Origin of the sequence: Mariniflexile sp. (genome assembly GCF_041583155.1) — a bacterium.
Classification (GTDB): Bacteria; Bacteroidota; Bacteroidia; order Flavobacteriales; family Flavobacteriaceae; genus Mariniflexile.
In genome coordinates this window covers 13,274-33,026 of record NZ_JBFHGK010000042.1, presented here as the reverse complement: position 1 = coordinate 33,026, position 19,753 = coordinate 13,274, and the positions used below count along the sequence as shown (strand labels likewise).

The window sequence follows — 19,753 nt, the reverse complement described above, 5'->3', positions numbered from 1 at the left end:
TTCACCGCCATTTTCCGGTAACCAACCGTCTTCATTTAAATAACAAACAAACGATAATTTGCGCCTATCATCATTCTGAAAGGTATCAATATGCCTCTTATAAAAAGTATCTTTCGGATAAATGGCGTAATGAAATTCTTTATGCAAAATACCCATAAAGCAAGTTTTATTTAAGTAGCTAACCAAATCGCCAATTTTATTAAAAAACAATGATTCAGAAGCATTAGCTTTAGATTCATCCATCCACAAAATAACATCCCCACGAATGGATTTTTCAATAGTCTCTTCAAACCTATTTCCTATGGCTGCTTTCTTAAAAGCATCTTCCTCATACTTCTCCATAAGGGATTGCCTTAATACAGTGACCTCTGCTTCAGTAAAAAAATTTTCAATAATACTAAATTGATTGCTTCCAATATCAGAAATTATCTGCTCATAAAGTGCATTTTCAACAAAATCAATTGCTTCAAAAAGATGACTCATAACTAATTATCTCATTAGCTATTTTTTTAAAAAAAGGCCAATTATTGGCCAAATGTAATCTAAAATCGAATTGCTTTTACAAAACTCCTATCTTTGTACTTTAAATATATTCCTAATGAGTTTAATTCGTATCACAAAACAATTTTCTTTCGAAACCGGTCACGCCCTTTACGGCTACGATGGTATGTGCAAAAATGTACACGGCCACAGCTATAAACTATCGGTTACCGTAATTGGAAAACCCATAACCGACACCTCTAATGTTAAGTACGGTATGGTTATAGATTTTGGTGATTTAAAAAAAATAGTAAAAGAAGAAATTGTAAACGTATTCGATCATGCCACCGTTTTTAACAAAAACACGCCACACGTAGAACTTGCTAAAGAACTGGAAGATAGAGGCCATAATGTATTATTAGTAGATTATCAACCAACTAGTGAAATGATGGTTATAGATTTCGCTAAGAAAATTAAAAAAAGGTTGCCAGAACACATATCGTTGCACTCTTTAAAACTTCAGGAAACCGACAGTTCATTTGCAGAATGGTACGATTACGATAATATTTAAGGCGTTACCTCAAGGGTCGGGCTTTCGCAAGTCGCACTCTGCGAGGTGCTCCAACAATTGCTCAATCCCTAACGCACCCAGCCTCCATGTCCAGTAATAAAAACATTATTCGTGCAATAGTGACTAAATTACATATATTTACCGCATGAATATTCCAAAAGGAAAAAAGATATATTTTGCCTCCGATAATCACTTAGGAGCACCAACACCCGAAGCTTCTCGCCCACGCGAAAAGAAATTTGTTGCTTGGTTAGACATCGTTAAACAAGACGCTGCAGCTATATTTTTAGTAGGCGATTTATTCGACTTTTGGTTTGAATACAAAACCGTAGTTCCAAAAGGATTTACAAGAACGCTTGGTAAACTAGCCGAAATATCCGATTCCGGAATTCCTATATACTTTTTTGTTGGCAACCACGATCTATGGATGAATGGGTATTTTAAAGACGAATTAAACATCCCCGTATTCCACCAACCTAAAGAATTCACCTTTAATAACAAAACGTTTTTTATTGGTCATGGCGATGGTTTAGGTCCTCACGATAAAGGCTATAAACGCATGAAAAAAGTATTTACCAACCCATTTTTTAAATGGCTTTTCAGGTGGATACACCCCGATATTGGCGTAAAAATTGCCCAATACTTATCTGTAAAAAACAAATTAATTTCGGGTGATGAAGATGCTAAATTTTTAGGTGAAGACAACGAATGGTTGGTGCAATTCTCAAAAGAAAAACTAAACGAAAAGCATTACGATTATTTTGTTTTTGGTCACCGTCATTTACCTCTAAAAATTGAATTAAACAGCCAATCAAAATACATTAACTTAGGCGATTGGATTAATTATTACACCTATGGTGTATTTGATGGTGAGCATTTTGAATTGGCAACCTATTAATCTCTATTATGGGCTTCCAAATCCTTCGTTAAATCTAATTTTCTAAACGAAGGCGACACAATTCCTGTAGCCACCACGGTTATCAAGGTCATTGTTCCTCCAAAAACAACCGCAGTAACCGTTCCCATAAGCTTTGCAGTTACACCACTTTCAAAAGCTCCCAATTCATTAGAAGAGCCTACAAACATCGAGTTTACCGACGATACGCGTCCACGCATATGGTCTGGTGTTTTTAGTTGTAAAATAGTTTGCCGCACCACCATAGAAACCCCATCAGTTACACCACTAAAAAACAAGGCCAATACGGAAATCCAAAATATAGAAGACAAACCAAAAACAATAATAGAAACCCCAAAACCGAACACAGCAACCAATAGTTTCATGCCTGCATTTTTACTTATAGGCAAGTAGGCCGTAATTAGCATCGTTAAAAACGCACCAACAGCAGGAGCAGCACGCAAAACACCAAAACCTTCGCTGCCAACTTTTAAAATGTCTTGAGCAAAAACAGGCAACAAAGCAATGGCTCCTCCAAACAAAACCGCAATCATATCCAAGGTCATGGCACCCAAAATAGCCTTTGTTTTAAATACAAACCGCACACCTTCTTTCAAACTTTCAATTACCGGTTCTCCAATTTTAGGATTTAAGATTGGTTTTTGTTTTATTTGTAATAAGATGGTAAACGACAACATTACCAAGGCGAAAATGATACATAGTGACCAATGTACGCCTATCCATCCAATTAAAAAACCACCAGTTGCAGGCCCTAAAACTGAAGCCATTTGCCAAGTAGAACTATTCCAGGTAGCTGCATTAGGATATATTTTTTTAGGTACAATTAAAGCAACCAACGAGAAAATTGTTGGCCCAAAAAAGGAACGCAAAAAGCCTCCAAAAAACACTAAAGCATAAATACCATACAAAATGGTTTGTGTGGACCAGCCCGAAACAACCTTAGGCCAGGTTAATAAAAACAAACCCAAACTAATTATGGAAAATGCAGCAATACATAAAGCTAAAAGATTCCGTTTTTCTTTTTGATCTACAATATGACCTGCAAATAAAGCCATAGTAAATGCTGGGATTATTTCCATTAAACCAATAACACCTAAAGATAAAGGATCTTTGGTTAAGCTATACACTTCCCATTCTATTACAATAAATTGCATAGACCAACCAAAAACAAGTACAAAACGTACTAGTAAAAAAATGTTGAATTCATTAATTCGAAGCGCAGCGTAAGGGTCTGTCTTTGCCATTGTAACTTCCTGTAAGGGCAGGAATCCATTTAATTTCCAAACAAATTTAGAATAATGCAGACAACTACCTTAAATTTTTATAGAAATTTGGATTAAAAACACTACTCCTGAATATCTCTTAATTTAAGCTGAAGAGACACATTCCCTTGCCATTCATTTTCATCTATGGAATAAACGGCTTTAAATGGTTTTTTATCTGAAACAACATCTAGTTTATCTCCCATACCGAAACCAATGCAAACAAAACTATTGGATTTTGGCTGTGTTACTGTTAATCTTAAATGAGTTTTATCCTCACCCACCTGTTTACCAAAGCCTGTATCGGTTAAATTATTGGTCATAAAAACCGGTGTCATATTATTAGGGCCGTAAGGTGCAAACTGTTTTAAAATTCTATAAAATTTAGGCGTAATATCTTCCAAATTAATCTCTGCATCAATTTTTATTTCAGGTGTAAGAAGACTTCTGTCAATTGTTTTAGAAACCTCATCTTCAAAAGCCTGTTTAAATGCTTCGTAGTTTTCTTCTAAAAGCGTTAAACCTGCAGCATATTTATGCCCCCCAAATTGCTCAATATATTCACTACAAGCCTCCAAGGCATTATAAACATCAAAATCGCGAACAGATCGTGCGGAAGCTGCCAACCTATCGCCACTTCTAGTGAACACTAGGGTTGGTCTGTAATAAGTTTCGGTTAATCTGGAGGCCACAATACCAATAACACCTTTGTGCCATTCAGGGTCGTAAACCACTGTAGTAAGTCTGTTTTCTTCTCCATTCCCTTCTATCTGCTTAAGCGCCTCTTGGGTAATTTGCTTATCTGTTTCACGTCTTTCCTGATTATACTCATTTATTTCGGAAGCATATTTGGCTGCTAAATCAGCATCTTCTTCAACCAATAATCGCACAGCAAAATTGCCATGTTCCATTCTACCAGCTGCATTAATTCGTGGCGCAACTACAAAAACCACATCGGTTATGGTTAATTCGGTTTTGTCAATTTGATTTAAAATAGCTTTAATTCCTGGTCTTGGGTTGGAGTTAATTACCATTAGACCATAATAGGCCAAAATCCTATTTTCACCATTAATCGGGACTATATCGGCACCAATAGCCGTTGCAACCAAATCTAAATAGTCTATTAAATCTTCGGCTGTTTTACCATCTTTTTGCGCTAATGCCTGTATAAGTTTAAAACCTACACCGCAACCACATAACTCTTTGTAAGGGTAAGTACAGTCTTCCTGCTTGGGGTCCAAAACTGCTACTGCATCTGGAATTTCATCTCCTGGTCGGTGGTGATCACAAATAATAAAATCGATACCTAAGGATTTTGCATGAGCAACTTTATCAACCGATTTTATACCACAATCCAGTGCAATAATAAGTGTGAAATTATTTTCTAAAGCAAAATTAACTCCCTTAAATGAAACACCATAACCTTCATCATACCTATTAGGAATGTAGGTATAAACCAAATTATATTTCGATTTTAGATAAGACGCCATCAGTGCAACGGAGGTTGTACCATCCACATCATAATCGCCATACACTAAAATATTTTCTTTATTTGCCATAGCTAGCTCAATTCTAGCCACTGCTTTGTCCATATCTTTCATTAAATATGGATCGTGTAAATCATCTAAACTCGGTCTAAAAAATGCTTTAGCCTCTTCAAAGGTTTCAATACCTCGTTGTAATAACAAAGTTGCTACTACAGGATCAACCTGCAGGGCGTTTTGCAATGCTTCACGTTTTTTAGCATCGGGTTTGGGTTTAAGTGTCCAGCGCATTTTAAAAATTAAAAGTTAGAAAATTAACAACATTGAAATTTCAACCTTGTAACTTTACTTTTTATGAAAATGGGTTTCAATAGTTAACGCTGCGAACTGACGAAACATTTCCATAACACCGCAATATTTTTCTATGGATAAATCCACTGCTTTCTGAAGTTTTTTTTCATTTAAGTTATTACCATAAAAATGAAAATGCATAGCTACCTTATCGTAAAATTTAGGATGCTCTTCGGTAAGATTGGCTTCAATGTCTATTTTAAAATCGGCAACTTCTAATTTCATTTTTTTAATAAGCGACGCTACGTCTAAGCCAGAACATCCTGCCAAAGCTGAAAGCATTAAGGCCTTTGGTCTATACCCTTCACCGTTACCATCATTCTCCGGTCCTGCATCAATAAATAAATTGTGGCCGGATGGGTTGGTACTTTCAAACTTCATGTTTCCTAACCAAGTTGTGGTGATAACATTTGTCATATTCTAAAACTTTTTTTGTTGTATTTTTTTCAAAAATACATATTAATTATACAAAAAAAACTTTCAAACCAATTAGTTACACACTTATATAGAAAATACAGTTATTTGGCTAACTCGCTGAAAATCTTCAACTAAAACTTTAAAATCTATTAATAAAATTGAAACAATATTAATAATTTAACATAGAGTCGTTGAAAGTAATTAAAGCTTGCTTCAATTACTATAAATCTATTTCTGTATGGTTTGCCTCCTTGTCTCCTTGCTCTAAAAAATTTTAAAAATGGATCCATCATTTCTAGTTATAAAACAATAAACGGTGAGGTTTAATTTCAAACAAACCGTATATAAATTTTCAATAACTTTTCAGTCAATATTCTATGTTCATTGCGTTAAGGTTGCACGGAAAACCCTATAAATACTACAAAACCTTAATTAAACGAATCATTAATATCTAATTTTTTAGTATTAAATAAATTCCAATTTTAACTCATTGACATATTTATTAATTAAAAATGATTTTTTAATAAAAACGCAAGCTTTTTAAGCAAAACCCCAATATACACTAAAAATTCACTTTAAATTATTTATATATTTGAGAAAATAACAATCTAATTTACTTCACATGAAAAAAAATCCTAATCTCTTTTTTCTTGTTTTTTTTGCCGCAACATGTAGTGTTGTGTTTTCACAAAACATAACAGTTAGTGGAACCGTAACCGATGCTTCTAGCATACCGCTTCCTGGTGTAAATATTCAAGTAAAAAATTCTAATTTTGGCACCTCAACAGATTTTGATGGAAAATATAAGATTTCCGCAAAAAAGAATGATGTTTTAATATTTTCTTTTGTTGGCTTTAACACCAAAGAGGTTATTGTAAAAGGTGCTACCTTAAACATTAGTTTAAAAGAAAATACAGAATCTTTAGACGAAGTTGTAATAACATCTTTTGGTATAAAACGGAGTGAAAAAGAACTAGGATATTCTGCCACCACAATTAAGTCGGAAGATGTGAGTACTGCTGGAAGAAGTAATGCAATTTCTTCATTGCAGGGTCAAGTTGCCGGCTTACAAATATCTAAAACTTCAGGTTCAGTAGGTTCTGGATTTGATATTAATATTAGAGGATTGTCTTCTATGAACCCTTCGGTTAGTAGCCAACCATTAATTGTTGTTGATGGTGTAGCTATAAATAACGATAACTTCGTACCAAGCTTAACTGGTAATAGTGAAAACTCATTTGTATCTAGTAGTGAAAAATATTCAGCCACCTCAAAATCAAACGATTTAAATCCAGATGATATAGAATCCTACACCATTTTAAAAGGTGCTGCAGCTACGGCGCTTTATGGTACACGGGCTGCCAATGGTGCTATAATTATAACTACCAAAAAGGGTAAAGCAGGAAAAGCAACCATTAATTTATCTAGCTCCTTATCAACAAGTAAGGTAACAAAAACACCCGAGTTACAGACGGTATTTAGAGAAGGTCGTTATGGCAGACCATTTAGCCTTTATACCCCAGAAACCGACACGGGCTATACGGTAACAGGCATTGGTAGTGGTAATGGCCCTTATTCTTGGGGTGTTAGGTATACCGATGATAGCTTTACTTATAATGGTATTACTGTAGATTTATCAGACGATAAATTTTATAACCCTTTTGATGAAACCTTTAAAACGGGTATTGATAAAAATGTAAACTTTAATATTTCTGGCGCTTCAGATAAGTTTAATTATTTTGCATCTGTTTCAAACACCCAAGAAGAAGGCATCATTCCAGGAACCGATTATGGCAAAACAACTTTTAGATTAAATTCTGGGTATCAAGCCACAGAAACTTTCAAAATAGACGCTTCCATAAGTTATTCAAATTCAGACTCCCGAAAACCCACAGGTGGAGACAAATCTATTATGAGTGCTGTTGGATATTGGACTGGCAGCTTCCCTATTTCAGATTATCTGAACCCAGATGGAACAAGACGAAATCCATATCCAGGGTTTATAGACAACCCTTTATATAATGCTGAATTTAGTTCTTTAACCGAGGATTCCAATCGTTGGATAGCAAATACCAATTTAACTTGGGTTCCAAAAGAATGGGTAAGCGTTAGTTATTCCGCACAGGTAGATAACTTTAGTTCAATATACAGTCGTTTTGTAGCCCCCGATTTAGATGAAGGCTCTGGTGAAAATGGTTTCATCGTTAATCAAAACCTCGATTTTATGGGTTTAGAATCTAATTTTTTAGTCAATTTTACTCATAAATTAACAGATAATATTGGTACATCATTATTGTTAGGAAATCAAATTTCGGACAAAAAATGGCATTCTAACCGACAATATGGTGAAGACCTATTGTTTCCACACGTAAATCATATCAGTAATGCTCAAGGTGGTTTTACAGTTTCTAATAACGTAACCACATTAAGAGAAATAGGTGTTTTTGGCGAATTAAAAGTCGATTTATACAACAAACTATTTTTTACCTTCACAGGGAGAAACGATTGGTTATCTACCTTACCGTTAAAAAACAACTCTGTTTTCTATCCTAGTGCAAGTATCGCATATGATGTTCACAGTTTGTTTTCAAAAGACAATAAAGCCTTCTCTTTTGGAAAGCTAAGATTTGCCTACGCCGAAGCAGGAAACGGAACTGGATTTGGTTTAAGCGGACGCCCTTATTTTTCTTCTGCTGCTAATTTCCCGTGGGGAGGCGTGGGCGGATATGACCTGGATGATAGTTCAAGCGACGAAAATTTATTACCAGAAAGAACTAAAGGTATAGAAATTGGTGCCGATTTTCGCTTTTTCAGCAATCGCATCCGTCTAGATTATGCTTATTTTAAAAATAAGGTAACCGATGCCATCTTTCCTGTAAATACGCCACCTACATCTGGATTTACTTCTTTATTAAGAAATGCAGGTACTTATACAACCTTTGGTCATGAGTTTTTATTGAGTGGTGATATCATTAAATCAAAAGATTTCACATATACTATTAATTATACCTATTCCACTAATGATGGTAAAGTTACCGATTTACCTGACGATGTACCGTACATTGATTTTATAACACCAGATCCAGACCCAACTGGAGCCAATTTATACCTACAACCTAGAGAGGGCGATCGTATTGGCGCTATTTATGGATATCTATCAAACAGAACAGAAGACGGCGAACTAATTCTTGGGACCAATGGCTTACCTACCACAGATTTTAATAACAAGGTAATTGTTGGAAACTCTACTGCCGATTTTACAATGGGCTTTGGTAATTCATTAAAATATAAAGGCTTTAACTTTAACTTCTTGTTTGAATGGAAAAAAGGTGGCGATAAATACTCTTGGACAAGCTACATTAATAACAGAATGGGTAGCTCTCAATACACAATGCAATTTAGAGAAACCGATACCTATGTGTTTGATGGCGTTATGGCAGACCCGGCTAATCCTGGAAACTATGTTACAAACACAACTGTGGTTGATACATCACCAACCTCATCTGCCCTATACAATCTATTTAATACGACAGCTTATTGGAGAAGAAATGCCGAAGTATTATTACAAGACGCTTCTTGGGTTAAGCTAAGAAACATTGGTCTTTCCTATACATTAGAAGGAAATCTTATCAGTAAATCTATTGATAATATAACACTAAGTGCCAATGCCAATAATATTTTAATCTGGACACCTTTTGACGGCTACGACCCTGAAGGAAGCGATTATAGTGCAGGCAGTAATATTAACGGGTTTACAGGTAGAAGCATACCTTTAGCCGAATTTTATTCATTTAGTGTTTCATTTAAATTTTAAACCAAAAAAACATGAAAAAACATATAATTCAATTAACATTAATCGTTTCTACGTTTTTTATTGCTGTTGGGTGTGATGGATACTTAGATGTGAACACACCTTCGGGAGTTCAAGATGAATCCGCCTTAGGAGCTAAAGACCTTATGGGACCAATAATGAGAAATACAGTAACCGCTAATTATTATGCAGCGATAACATTTGGAAACTATGTTCAATATTTTGGTAGTTATGGTTTTGGAGCCAGTGGCTTTACAACAAACGCATCAACATGGAATGTGATTTACACTGACATTTTACCTAATATTAAAACCCTAAAAACAAAAACTGCCGAAACAGGAGCGCTTCATTATGCAGCTGTAGCCGATATTCTTGAAGCCATTAACATTAGTTTTGCCGTAGAATGCTGGGGAGACGTTGTGTATTCTCAAGCTACGGAACCAAACATCTATCAATACCCAAGTTTAGACGATGGTAAAACTGTATACAATCAAGCATTCGAACTATTAAATAATGCCATAGAAACCTTAGAAGCTCCCGATGCCTCTGGTATTTTATTGGGTAGTGAAGATATTATTTATGGTGGTGGTACAGGGGCATATGCTAAATGGCTGAGAGCAGCTTACACTTATAAAGCTAGAATGCAATTAAAAATGATGAAAAATGGAGGCACAACTGCCGCAGATGTTTTAGCATCTATTTCCAAAGGTTTTACTTCTAATGATGATGATTTTCAACTAGATTATCCTAGCGATAAAACGAATCCGTATTATGCTACTAACGTCACTCAAAGAAGTACTTCCAACTTTTTTTACGCACTTAACGACCAATTAATAAGCCTAATGAATGGTTCTCAATATCCATTTAATGGTACAATTACCGAAGATCCACGTCTTACAGCCATGTTTGTGAAAGAAACTAGTGTTGGAGTCGCATCGCCATCAACAGACCCATGGCGCGGTTTTTTAAATGGCGGAACTGGACTTTCATCTGATGGGCAATCTGGCAATGTTTACTACAAGGATGGGGGGTTTCACACCTCAAGCACCTCACCATTAATACTGATGACATATGCTGAAGCCATGTTTATAAAGGCGGAAGCAGAATTTTTGGCAAATGGCGGCACAACAACTAGTACTGGCACAACGGCAAGTGGCTATAGTGCTTACTTAGCTGGAATAGAAGCTAACATTGCAAAATTAGGTGTTAATGGCACTGCTTATTTAGCAGATACCGCAGTAAATGTGGGACAGGCGAATTTGCAGCTAAACCACATCATGAAAGAAAAATATATTGCAAACATTCACAATACAGAAACGTTTAGTGATTTTCGTAGGTATAATTTTTCAGCAAATGTATTTAAAGGATTGGCTCTAAGAATACAACAACCAGAAGATGAATATTTAGGAAAATGGTTTGTTAGAGCAGTTTATCCAACCTCAGAAACCGACTCCAATCCCAACATACCTTATGATGAAACCACTTGCGTAAATAGCATATGGCTATTCCAATAATTAAGTGATATAAAAAAAGAGAGGCTTATTTCCAAATTAAAATCAGCCTCTCTTTTTATTTTACATTTATTGAGCTTTTACTTAAATAATCAGAAACTTAACAATACTTCTTTTAGCTTATTTAAATCTGTTTTGGTATGGTTTGCAGTGATAACAATTCTGTTCATAGCCGCTTTATAAGTGGGGTATTTAAAATTAGCAATTATGATTCCTTGATGGAAGAACTTTTTAAAAATAGTATCATCCTCACAATAAATAACGGGATATTTTTTATTGAATTTGAAAATTGGTTTCAACTTTAAACCTTCAAATAAAAACTCTAAATTGAATTCTAATTTTCCTCTTTGATTTTTTATAATATCTTGAGAAACCATAAAAGCTTCTAGGTAAGCAGGGCTGATACTTGAAGAAGAAATAAAGTCTGGCTCGTTTCTTAAAACATTTATAAAACCAGCATCTCCTGCTATAATGCCTCCAGCCATTCCCAATGCCTTACCTAAAGAAGACACCATTATTTTTTGATTAACAACTTTGTTGGGAATTGAATTAAAAACACCTTCTAAATGGTTACCTACAATACCTAAACTATGTGATTCATCAAGCAGCAAGATTATCTGTTTTTGTGGCGAAATGGAACTTAAAAAATCAAACGGAGTCGGTTCAACTTCCAAACCCAAAAAAGCATCAGCCGCAATAACAACCGTTTCAGGAGTATTATTCAGCAAGTTTGGATGCACTTTGCCATCAACAAAAACCGGTAAACTTTTTTGATATAAAATGGCTGGATGTGTTTTTGGATAATGATAAAACGCATTTACTGACTTCGATAAACATTCCAAAACTAACTTGCCGGCAAAAGTTCCCGAAGAACATGTTAACGCAGTTTCTGTTCCAATTAAATTAGCAAATGCTTCTTCGGCTTTCTTAAAAATGGATAGTTTAATATTGGCATTACGCGAACTTCCATAGCAAGTGCCCCACTTTTTAATTCCTGTTATGAGGTTGTTTTGAAACTCAGCATGTGTAGACAAACCTAAATAAGCAGTACCTCCAAAATACAAAAAAGACTTTCCTTCTACTGTAATTTCCCGATCGGGAAAACTTTCAATAATCATACAAAACTAAATTAAAGACACGCCCGTACCATTTAAACTACAGTAGGTAGTAACCCCATTTTTTATTGATACACCCGTTGCAATATCTTCCGATAATAAAATAGCTCCATCCATATCCACATAATCTAAAAGTGGTAATAAATGAGCAATTGCTGAAATACCAACCGAAGATTCCGTCATGCAACCAACCATCGTTTTCATGTTTAGATTTTTTGCCTGTAAAAGCATGCGCTTAGCTGAAGTTAATCCACCACATTTTACCAGTTTCACATTAATTCCATGAAAATGATTGTGGCATTTTGCAACATCTGCTTCTACTTGGCAACTTTCATCGGCAATAACGGGTAATACCGATTTTTGAAACACTAATTTATGCGCATCCCAATCATCAGCTTTTAAAGGTTGTTCTAAAAATTCAACTCCAAGCGTTTTCAAAACTTTTGCGTTAGCTATGGTTTCATCTACTGTCCAACCACAATTGGCATCAATTCTAAAAACAGCATCGGTATGTTTTCGTAATTCGGTAACAATTTTAATGTCTTCTTTAGTTCCTAATTTTATCTTATAAATAGGCCAAGGCATCTCCTTCATTTTAAAAACCATTTTTTCAACAGTATCAATGCCAATGGTATAATTAGTTAAAGGATTGTTTGAGATATCATAACCCCAAAGTTCGTATAGTTTTCTGCCTTGTTTTCGCGCATATAAATCATTGTAAGCTAAATCTAAAGCACACAGCGCAAACATATTATGTTTTAAATGCGGATACATTTGTTGCCAAAATGCTTCAGGGGTTAAATGGTTTGATGCTTCAATTAGTGATTTTAATTTTGTTAAATCATCAATCATTTTAGGGATGGTGATTTGATAATAGGGATTTGAAGTCGCCTCACCAAAACCAGAAAAATCACCATCTTTCAACTCAACAATTAATGTTGGTTGTACATCGTAAGACTCTCTAGAAATTGAAAAAGTATGTTTTAATTTTAAATTGAATGAACTAAGAATTAACTCCATAAACAGTTTTTAAATAATGATGAAAGTTACTAAAATATGGGTTTTGAAGAGGTTTATTGGTGATGTTTTTTTGCCACAAATACCCGAATTATTTTTTTTTCAAAACAATTAATTTAATTTAAAAATTTTCTATTATATTTGACTCAAAGTAAAGTATTATATACTTTTTTAAAACTATTATAGATTATGAATATACAAATATTACCAAATTGGTGTAAAAAATTAGGCTTAATAGTTTTTATTATTTTTTCAATACTTATAGGTCGAGATGATTTTGTACGGGGTTTTAAGGATGCACATAAAGATTCTGATTATTCATATGATAACACTTCAGTTTCAAAAAATAAAACAAATTTGGCTTCAAATGATAACGACACTTTGTTTTTAAACTATTTTGGAAAACCATTAATGCATTTATTTGAAATAACATGCATTTTAGGCATGATTATCTATATGATTTCAAAGGAAAAAATTGAAGACGATTATATAATAAAACTGCGCTTGGAATCTTATCAACTTACAACTTTAATGTTTCTGATTACAACCATAATATTATTTGCATTGTACGGAGATTTGAATTGGACTTTAAGCTATTTCATTAATTTATTTATTATATTATACCTTCTAGTCTTTTTCATAAAAAAAAGAGTGTATTAATGAAGAATTTGATAAAAGTAGAACGAGCACGACACAATTTAACACAGGCTGATTTGGCAAATAAATTACAAGTTTCTAGACAAACTATACATGCCATAGAAACCAATAAATTCAACCCATCGGTAACATTAGCTATTAAAATGGCTCGTTTCTTTAACGTTACGGTTGAATACTTGTTTGATATAGAAGAATAACACTTATAATAACTTTCCAATCATACTCCTCAACTCCGGCAACACCTCAACCTCAAACCAAGGATTCTTTGTCAACCAAAACCGATTGCGTGGTGATGGATGCGGTAATGGCAAAAACTTTGGTAAATAGTCTTTAAAATTAGCAACCGTATCGGTGAGTGTTTTCTTAGCTTGCTTTCCTAAATAATAGTTTTGCGCGTACATACCAATTAAAATTACTAACTCCACATTGGGCAACTGTTCCAACAATGGTTTATGCCATTGTGGGGCACATTCGGGTCGTGGTGGCAAATCGCCCGTTGTTCCTTTTCCCGGATAACAAAAACCCATGGGCATGATGGCAAATTTTGTAGCATCGTAAAATTCCGCTTCAGTAACCCCCAACCAGTTTCTTAATTGGTTCCACTGGCATCATTCCAAGGAATACCTGTTTTATGCACTTTGGTTCCGGGTGCTTGACCAATAATAGTAATTTTAGCACTGGGATGCGCCACAACTATGGGTCGTGGTCCTAAAGGCAAGTGTTTTTCGCAGATGGCACATTGTTTTATAGTCAATAACAAATCTTGCATCTAAAACAAAAAACTATTTATTTTTCAAAGGTTCTCCTTCAAAAGTCAGCCCATCAAACCCCGTTTTCATAAAGTTTCTAATATTTTGATGCCCTGTGCCATTTGGATCTTTTAATACATCTTCAGAATAAAATTTCCCAAAACAAGCTAAGGTTTCCTTCTTTGTAAACCCTTGCAATTGGGCAAATGCAAACAATTTACATGAACCTGAATTTTCTCCAGCCTTGTTTTGCAATTCACCATTTTTAAAAGCGGTTGGTATGAAGTTATAATTAGCTTCTATTACAGCTATGGTTTCAGAAAATTCGATAGAAGTAGGCGTGTCTTTTAATTTTTGTTTGAAAGCTTCAAGTGTCATTTTTACTTATTCAGAATTATTTATATGTTAATTTTTTCCGGCAACCACAATTACTATTTCTCCTTTAGGTGGTTTATTAGTGTAATAATCTAAAACCGCTTTGGCGGTTCCGCGGATAGTTTCTTCATATAATTTGGTTAGTTCTCTGGAAACCGAAACCTCTCTATCTTCTCCGAAATATTCACAAAAATGACCCAAAGTTTTAATCAATTTATGCGGACTTTCATAAAAAATAATGGTTCTTGTTTCTTCGGCAAGAAGTAATAGTCGTGTTTGTCTGCCTTTTTTAACAGGTAAAAACCCTTCAAAAACAAACTTGTCATTTGGCAAACCAGAATTTACCAATGCGGGCACAAAAGCGGTAGCACCAGGCAAACAATCAACTTCAATACCGTTTTCTATACAAGCGCGTGTAAGTAAAAAACCGGGATCGGAAATTGCCGGTGTTCCAGCATCACTTATCAATGCCACGGTGGTACCAGCTTTTAATTTCTGGATTAAATTTTCAACCGTTTTATGCTCGTTATGCATATGATGCGATTGCATGTGTGTTGAAATTTCAAAATGTTTTAAAAGTTTGCCCGAGGTACGTGTATCTTCTGCGAGTATTAAATCGACTTCCTTTAAAACCTCAACAGCTCTAAAAGTCATGTCTTTTAAATTTCCAATAGGTGTTGGAACGATGTATAGTTTACTCATTAATTGTATTTGCTTTCTATAATTTGAAGAAATCTTGCCTCTACATCTTCTTTACCCACCCAATTATTGTAATCTAGTTTTACAATTTCCACAATAAATTGTTGAGCATTTTCATAGGTGTCAATAGATTTCAATTGTGTCATAACACGTTCATAATCTTCATTATTTCCTTCAAATAAATGCTTAATAAAGGCTAATTTATCATTTAATCCAATATTAAGGCCGCCATTTTTTATCCTATCATTTAAAGATTTTTTTTCGTTCGAAACTCCATTTTGGATTTTTGAAACCGGATCAAAAATGGGCATCGCCGTAAAATCCGCCATGATATCTTCTAGGCTAGGTTTAGCGACTTCCTTTTTTAGAATCTCTTTTTCCGGAAGTAATTCTTTTAAAACCTCATCAACAGGTTCAGTTTCATCAGGCATCTGTTCTACCATTTTTTTTATAGTTTCAATACCGGGCACCATTATATCTTCCTGCTCTTCTTGGTCGCCAGTATTAACAAACACCTTATTCTCAGCCTCATAGGCAGCATCTTTCTTGTTATTAAAACCACTTTCTAACGTATCTAAAAATGCAGAATTAATGCCTGCTGAAGGCGATTCTTCTTCAACTTGTTCATTTAAAAACTTTAATACAGATAGTTTTTCAAAAAGCACAGCCACTTCTGCGTGCATTTTTACAACATCTTCCCTTCCTTTCAGTTTGAGAATTCTGTGAGCAATACTTACCAACTCCGACTCTAACTTCTTCTTCATTATTATAATTTTTAAAATTAATGCAATTTAGGCTTTTGATTTTTAATAAATTTGCGCCACCTTTATACAAACGAATAATCGCTTTATTTTAGTGTTAAAATTACAAAATGTTTCTTGAAAATACCGTAAATCATAAAGAACAATTTGGATGGATTGAAGTTATCTGTGGCTCAATGTTTTCCGGCAAAACCGAAGAATTGATTCGCCGACTTAAGCGTGCGCAATTTGCACGGCAAAAAGTAGAAATTTTCAAACCTTCTATTGATGTACGCTATCATGAAGACATGGTTGTATCCCACGATTCTAACGAAATTCGTTCTACACCTGTTCCAGCAGCAGCCAATATTCCAATTTTAGCCGATGGCTGTGATGTGGTAGGTATTGATGAAGCTCAATTCTTTGATGATGAAATTGTACGTGTTTGTAACGATTTAGCCAACAAAGGTATTCGCGTAATTGTGGCTGGGTTGGATATGGATTTTAAAGGAAACCCTTTTGGCCCCATGCCTAGTTTAATGGCAACTGCCGAATATGTTACCAAAGTACACGCCGTTTGTACAAGAACAGGTAATTTAGCACAATACAGTTATCGAAAGGCAAAAAACGACAACCTAGTCATGTTGGGCGAAGTTGATGAATACGAGCCATTAAGCAGGGCTGCATACTACAAAGCCATGACCCGCGATAAAGTTCGAAATTTGAAAGTGAACGATGCCGAAGAATTGATACAAAAACCAGAGAACCCTGATGCCTAAAGCACAAGAAACCATACTTGAAATCGATTTAAACGCCTTAAAACAAAACTTCGAGCATTTAAAATCGAGAATTACTAACGGCACACATTTTATGGCTGTGGTAAAAGCATTTGCTTATGGAAGTGATGCCTGCGAAATTGCTAGTTATTTACAAAAATTAAATGTGGATTACTTCGCAGTAGCCTTTGTACACGAAGGTGTAGCGCTTAGAAAAGCCGGCATTACAAAACCTATTTTGGTTTTGCATCCGCAAGCAGCAAATTTCAACCTATTAATTGAAAATTGCTTAGAACCTAATTTATATAATGCTAAAATTTTAAATGAATTTATAAATATCGCTTCCGCAAAACAACAAACCCATTATCCGGTACACATTAAGTTTAATACAGGGTTAAATCGTTTGGGTTTTTCAGAAAATGATATAGCATACATTGGCGAGAAACTAGAACAAACCAATGCGATAAAAGTAAAATCTATCTTTTCACATTTAGCAGCCAGTGAAGATTTAAATGAACAGGCATTTACTTTAAACCAAATTGAAAAATTCATTAAAATTGCTGAAAACACAACTAGAACATTAGGGTACAAACCACTGCTTCATATATGTAATACTTCGGGAATTTTAAATTATCCGGAAGCACATTTCGATATGGTTAGAAGTGGAATTGGCCTATATGGTTTTGGAAATTCAGAAAAAGAAAATAAAAACTTCACACCTATAGGTAGTTTAAAAACCATTATTTCTCAAATTCACACCATCAATAAAGGAGAATCCATTGGTTATAATCGCGCTTATAAAACAGAAAAACTATTAAAATCGGCAACACTTCCTATTGGACATGCCGATGGTATTGGCAGACAGTATGGCAAAGGCAAAGGATATGTGGTGATAAATGGCAAACGTGCCCATATTTTAGGAAACGTGTGTATGGACATGATTATGGTAAATGTAACCGATATTGATTGTAAAGAAGGCGATGAAGTTATTGTTTTTGGACCAAATACAACTGCCGAAAATTTAGCAGAAACTGCAAATACCATTTCCTACGAACTTATTACAGGAATTTCTCAACGCGTAAAGCGTGTTTTTGTAGGTTTTTAATATAAAATCGCACACAAATAAAAGTTTTTTATATACCTTAGTACCATACAACGATAACCGCTAAAATTAATATTTATGCTTAAAGAATTTAAAGATTTTGCCATGAAAGGCAACTTGGTAGATATTGCCGTTGCTTTTGTTATGGGTGCTGCTTTTAACAAAGTAGTAACTTCGTTTACCGCAGGAATTGTATCGCCATTAGTTGGCTTATTATTTAATTCGGACTTCAATGACTTAAAATATGTTATTACACCAGGTGTTGCAAATGAGGCAGGTGAAGTAACTGGAGAAATTGCTGTACTTTACGGTACATTCATTACTAGTTTAATTGACTTTATAATTGTGGCATTTGTTATGTTTATGATTATTAAAGGAATCAATAAAACTAAGAAGAAAGAAGAGCCAGCTCCAGCTGCACCAGCAGGACCAACTCAAGAAGAATTATTGATCCAAATTAGAGATTTATTAAAAAAATAACAAATTGTTAAATAAATAACATCGTGTTATTTGTTGTTAAAAAGCCTTTGTTTTCAGAAAACAAGGGCTTTTTTTTCGATTTAAAATAGAATAAATAATTAGTTTTGCCTGAAATTTTTAATGAATCTTAAATCATAATATAATGAAAGTAGCTGTTGTTGGTGCCACTGGTATGGTAGGCGAAGTGATGCTAAAAGTTCTTGCAGAACGTAATTTTCCTGTAACTGAATTGCTATTAGTAGCATCTGAACGTTCTGTTGGAAAAAAGTTAACTTATAATAATAAAGAATATACAGTAATTGGTTTAGCCGATGCTGTGGCTGCAAAACCTCAAATTGCTATTTTTTCTGCAGGAGGTGATACTTCTTTAGAGTGGGCTCCAAAGTTTGCCGAAGCTGGTACTACAGTGGTAGATAATTCTTCTGCATGGCGTATGGATCCTACCAAAAAATTGGTAGTTCCAGAAATTAATGCACACGAACTAACTAAAGACGATAAAATTATTGCTAACCCAAACTGTTCTACCATTCAAATGGTGTTAGCATTGTCACAACTTCATAAAAAATACAAAATGAAACGTGTAGTCGTTTCAACCTACCAATCCGTTTCTGGAACAGGTGTTAAAGCTGTAAAACAATTAGAAAATGAAATGGCTGGTATTGAAGGCGATATGGCATATCCGTACCCAATTAACAGAAACGTATTGCCACATTGCGATGTGTTTTTAGAAAACGGTTACACCAAAGAAGAAATGAAATTGGCTAGAGAGCCTCAAAAAATATTTAATGATAAAACCTTTTCTGTAACTGCTACAGCTGTTCGTGTCCCTACCGCTGGTGGACATTCTGAAGCTGTAAATGTACAATTTGAAAATGATTTTGATTTAGCTGATGTAAGACAATTACTTAGAGATACTCCAGGCGTTGTTTTACAAGACGACCCAGCTACAAACTCGTACCCAATGCCAATATTGGCTCATGATAAAGACGAGGTTTTTGTGGGACGTTTAAGAAGAGATGAATCGCAACCAAACACGTTAAACATGTGGATTGTTGCCGACAATTTACGCAAAGGTGCTGCAACAAACGCCATACAAATTAGCGAATATTTGATAGAAAATAACTTAGTGTAGTTGTTAATAAAATCCTATTATTTAAGCTCTTGTATTTATTACAGGAGCTTTTTTGTTTATTTTTGAAAGGATCTTATTTTTGAATTATAAAATAAACCATTGTTATAT

At 34.6% G+C, this 19,753-nt stretch carries 19 protein-coding genes and 1 pseudogene; 10 read left to right on the top strand and 10 right to left on the bottom strand.

The features are described from left to right. The coding region (locus ABYI63_RS13925; protein WP_372757104.1) for a 2OG-Fe(II) oxygenase at positions 1 to 483 on the bottom strand (483 nt) is incomplete at its 3' end. Between the two features lie 115 nt (positions 484 to 598). Between ABYI63_RS13925 and ABYI63_RS13920 the strand changes: the two genes are divergently transcribed. Next, a complete protein-coding gene (locus tag ABYI63_RS13920; RefSeq protein WP_372757103.1) occupies positions 599 to 1,051 on the top strand; it encodes a 6-pyruvoyl tetrahydropterin synthase family protein in 453 nt (150 codons plus the stop codon). Positions 1,052 to 1,196: 145 nt separating this feature from the next. Then, positions 1,197 to 1,949 (top strand): UDP-2,3-diacylglucosamine diphosphatase, encoded by a 753-nt coding sequence (locus tag ABYI63_RS13915; protein WP_372757102.1) that lies wholly within the window; start codon positions 1,197 to 1,199, stop codon positions 1,947 to 1,949. On the opposite strand, the gene ABYI63_RS13910 is transcribed toward ABYI63_RS13915, so the two are convergent. The 3 genes from ABYI63_RS13910 to ABYI63_RS13900 all read right to left on the bottom strand — a co-directional run bounded on the left by ABYI63_RS13910 (position 1,946) and on the right by ABYI63_RS13900 (position 5,481). Next, on the bottom strand, positions 1,946 to 3,211 hold the full coding sequence (locus ABYI63_RS13910) for an MFS transporter (RefSeq protein ID WP_372757100.1): 1,266 nt from the start codon (positions 3,209 to 3,211) through the stop codon (positions 1,946 to 1,948). The two genes, ABYI63_RS13915 and ABYI63_RS13910, sit on opposite strands and share 4 nt — an antisense overlap. Before the next feature lie 101 nt (positions 3,212 to 3,312). Further along, positions 3,313 to 5,004 (bottom strand): single-stranded-DNA-specific exonuclease RecJ, encoded by a 1,692-nt coding sequence (gene recJ, locus ABYI63_RS13905; protein ID WP_372757099.1) that lies wholly within the window; start codon positions 5,002 to 5,004, stop codon positions 3,313 to 3,315. 54 nt (positions 5,005 to 5,058) lie between these two features. Then, complete coding sequence (locus tag ABYI63_RS13900; protein WP_372757098.1) at positions 5,059 to 5,481, bottom strand: OsmC family protein; 423 nt, start codon at positions 5,479 to 5,481, stop codon at positions 5,059 to 5,061. 622 nt (positions 5,482 to 6,103) lie between these two features. Between ABYI63_RS13900 and ABYI63_RS13895 the strand changes: the two genes are divergently transcribed. Continuing rightward, positions 6,104 to 9,295: a SusC/RagA family TonB-linked outer membrane protein gene (locus ABYI63_RS13895; RefSeq protein WP_372757097.1), complete on the top strand. Its 3,192-nt coding sequence runs from the start codon at positions 6,104 to 6,106 to the stop codon at positions 9,293 to 9,295. Positions 9,296 to 9,306: 11 nt separating this feature from the next. Further along, entirely contained in the window at positions 9,307 to 10,806 is a 1,500-nt protein-coding gene (locus ABYI63_RS13890; RefSeq protein ID WP_372757095.1) for a SusD/RagB family nutrient-binding outer membrane lipoprotein, read from the top strand. 89 nt (positions 10,807 to 10,895) lie between these two features. Here ABYI63_RS13890 and ABYI63_RS13885 read toward each other — a convergent pair whose 3' ends face one another. Both ABYI63_RS13885 and ABYI63_RS13880 read right to left on the bottom strand, forming a co-directional pair. Beyond that, on the bottom strand, positions 10,896 to 11,921 hold the full coding sequence (locus tag ABYI63_RS13885; RefSeq protein WP_372757093.1) for an aminotransferase class I/II-fold pyridoxal phosphate-dependent enzyme: 1,026 nt from the start codon (positions 11,919 to 11,921) through the stop codon (positions 10,896 to 10,898). Between the two features lie 6 nt (positions 11,922 to 11,927). Beyond that, positions 11,928 to 12,938: a dipeptide epimerase gene (locus tag ABYI63_RS13880; protein WP_372757091.1), complete on the bottom strand. Its 1,011-nt coding sequence runs from the start codon at positions 12,936 to 12,938 to the stop codon at positions 11,928 to 11,930. 186 nt (positions 12,939 to 13,124) lie between these two features. On the opposite strand from ABYI63_RS13880, the gene ABYI63_RS13875 reads away from it, so the two are divergent. Together ABYI63_RS13875 and ABYI63_RS13870 are read left to right on the top strand one after the other, a co-directional pair. Next, the gene (locus tag ABYI63_RS13875) at positions 13,125 to 13,595 is read left to right on the top strand and encodes a hypothetical protein (RefSeq protein WP_372757089.1); all 471 of its coding nucleotides are present in this window, start codon (positions 13,125 to 13,127) and stop codon (positions 13,593 to 13,595) included. Then, entirely contained in the window at positions 13,595 to 13,789 is a 195-nt protein-coding gene (locus ABYI63_RS13870; RefSeq protein ID WP_372757088.1) for a helix-turn-helix transcriptional regulator, read from the top strand. The genes ABYI63_RS13875 and ABYI63_RS13870 overlap by 1 nt, the downstream gene beginning before the upstream one ends. 3 nt (positions 13,790 to 13,792) lie before the next feature. Here the strand turns inward: ABYI63_RS13870 and ABYI63_RS13865 are convergent. The 4 genes and pseudogenes from ABYI63_RS13865 to ABYI63_RS13850 all read right to left on the bottom strand — a co-directional run bounded on the left by ABYI63_RS13865 (position 13,793) and on the right by ABYI63_RS13850 (position 16,179). Next, a pseudogene (locus ABYI63_RS13865) lies at positions 13,793 to 14,361 on the bottom strand (uracil-DNA glycosylase family protein). A gap of 13 nt (positions 14,362 to 14,374) precedes the next feature. Continuing rightward, positions 14,375 to 14,719, bottom strand: a complete 345-nt coding sequence (locus ABYI63_RS13860) for a HopJ type III effector protein (RefSeq protein WP_372757086.1) — start codon at positions 14,717 to 14,719, stop codon at positions 14,375 to 14,377. 27 nt (positions 14,720 to 14,746) lie between these two features. Then, positions 14,747 to 15,418 carry a 16S rRNA (cytidine(1402)-2'-O)-methyltransferase gene (gene rsmI, locus ABYI63_RS13855; RefSeq protein WP_372757084.1) on the bottom strand — a complete coding sequence of 224 codons (672 nt, stop codon included), beginning with the start codon at positions 15,416 to 15,418 and terminating at the stop codon, positions 14,747 to 14,749. Next, entirely contained in the window at positions 15,418 to 16,179 is a 762-nt protein-coding gene (locus ABYI63_RS13850; protein ID WP_372757083.1) for a hypothetical protein, read from the bottom strand. Before ABYI63_RS13850 ends, rsmI begins: the two co-directional genes overlap by 1 nt. Positions 16,180 to 16,286: 107 nt before the next feature. On the opposite strand from ABYI63_RS13850, the gene ABYI63_RS13845 reads away from it, so the two are divergent. The 4 genes from ABYI63_RS13845 to ABYI63_RS13830 all read left to right on the top strand — a co-directional run bounded on the left by ABYI63_RS13845 (position 16,287) and on the right by ABYI63_RS13830 (position 19,645). Next, positions 16,287 to 16,934, top strand: coding sequence for a thymidine kinase (locus ABYI63_RS13845; RefSeq protein ID WP_372757081.1), 648 nt, complete (start codon positions 16,287 to 16,289; stop codon positions 16,932 to 16,934). Further along, positions 16,927 to 18,036: an alanine racemase gene (alr, locus tag ABYI63_RS13840; protein ID WP_372757079.1), complete on the top strand. Its 1,110-nt coding sequence runs from the start codon at positions 16,927 to 16,929 to the stop codon at positions 18,034 to 18,036. The genes ABYI63_RS13845 and alr overlap by 8 nt, the downstream gene beginning before the upstream one ends. Before the next feature lie 75 nt (positions 18,037 to 18,111). Continuing rightward, positions 18,112 to 18,513, top strand: a complete 402-nt coding sequence (gene mscL, locus ABYI63_RS13835) for a large conductance mechanosensitive channel protein MscL (protein ID WP_372757078.1) — start codon at positions 18,112 to 18,114, stop codon at positions 18,511 to 18,513. Between the two features lie 142 nt (positions 18,514 to 18,655). Then, positions 18,656 to 19,645 (top strand): aspartate-semialdehyde dehydrogenase, encoded by a 990-nt coding sequence (locus ABYI63_RS13830; protein WP_372757076.1) that lies wholly within the window; start codon positions 18,656 to 18,658, stop codon positions 19,643 to 19,645. Positions 19,646 to 19,753 lie beyond the last annotated feature (108 nt).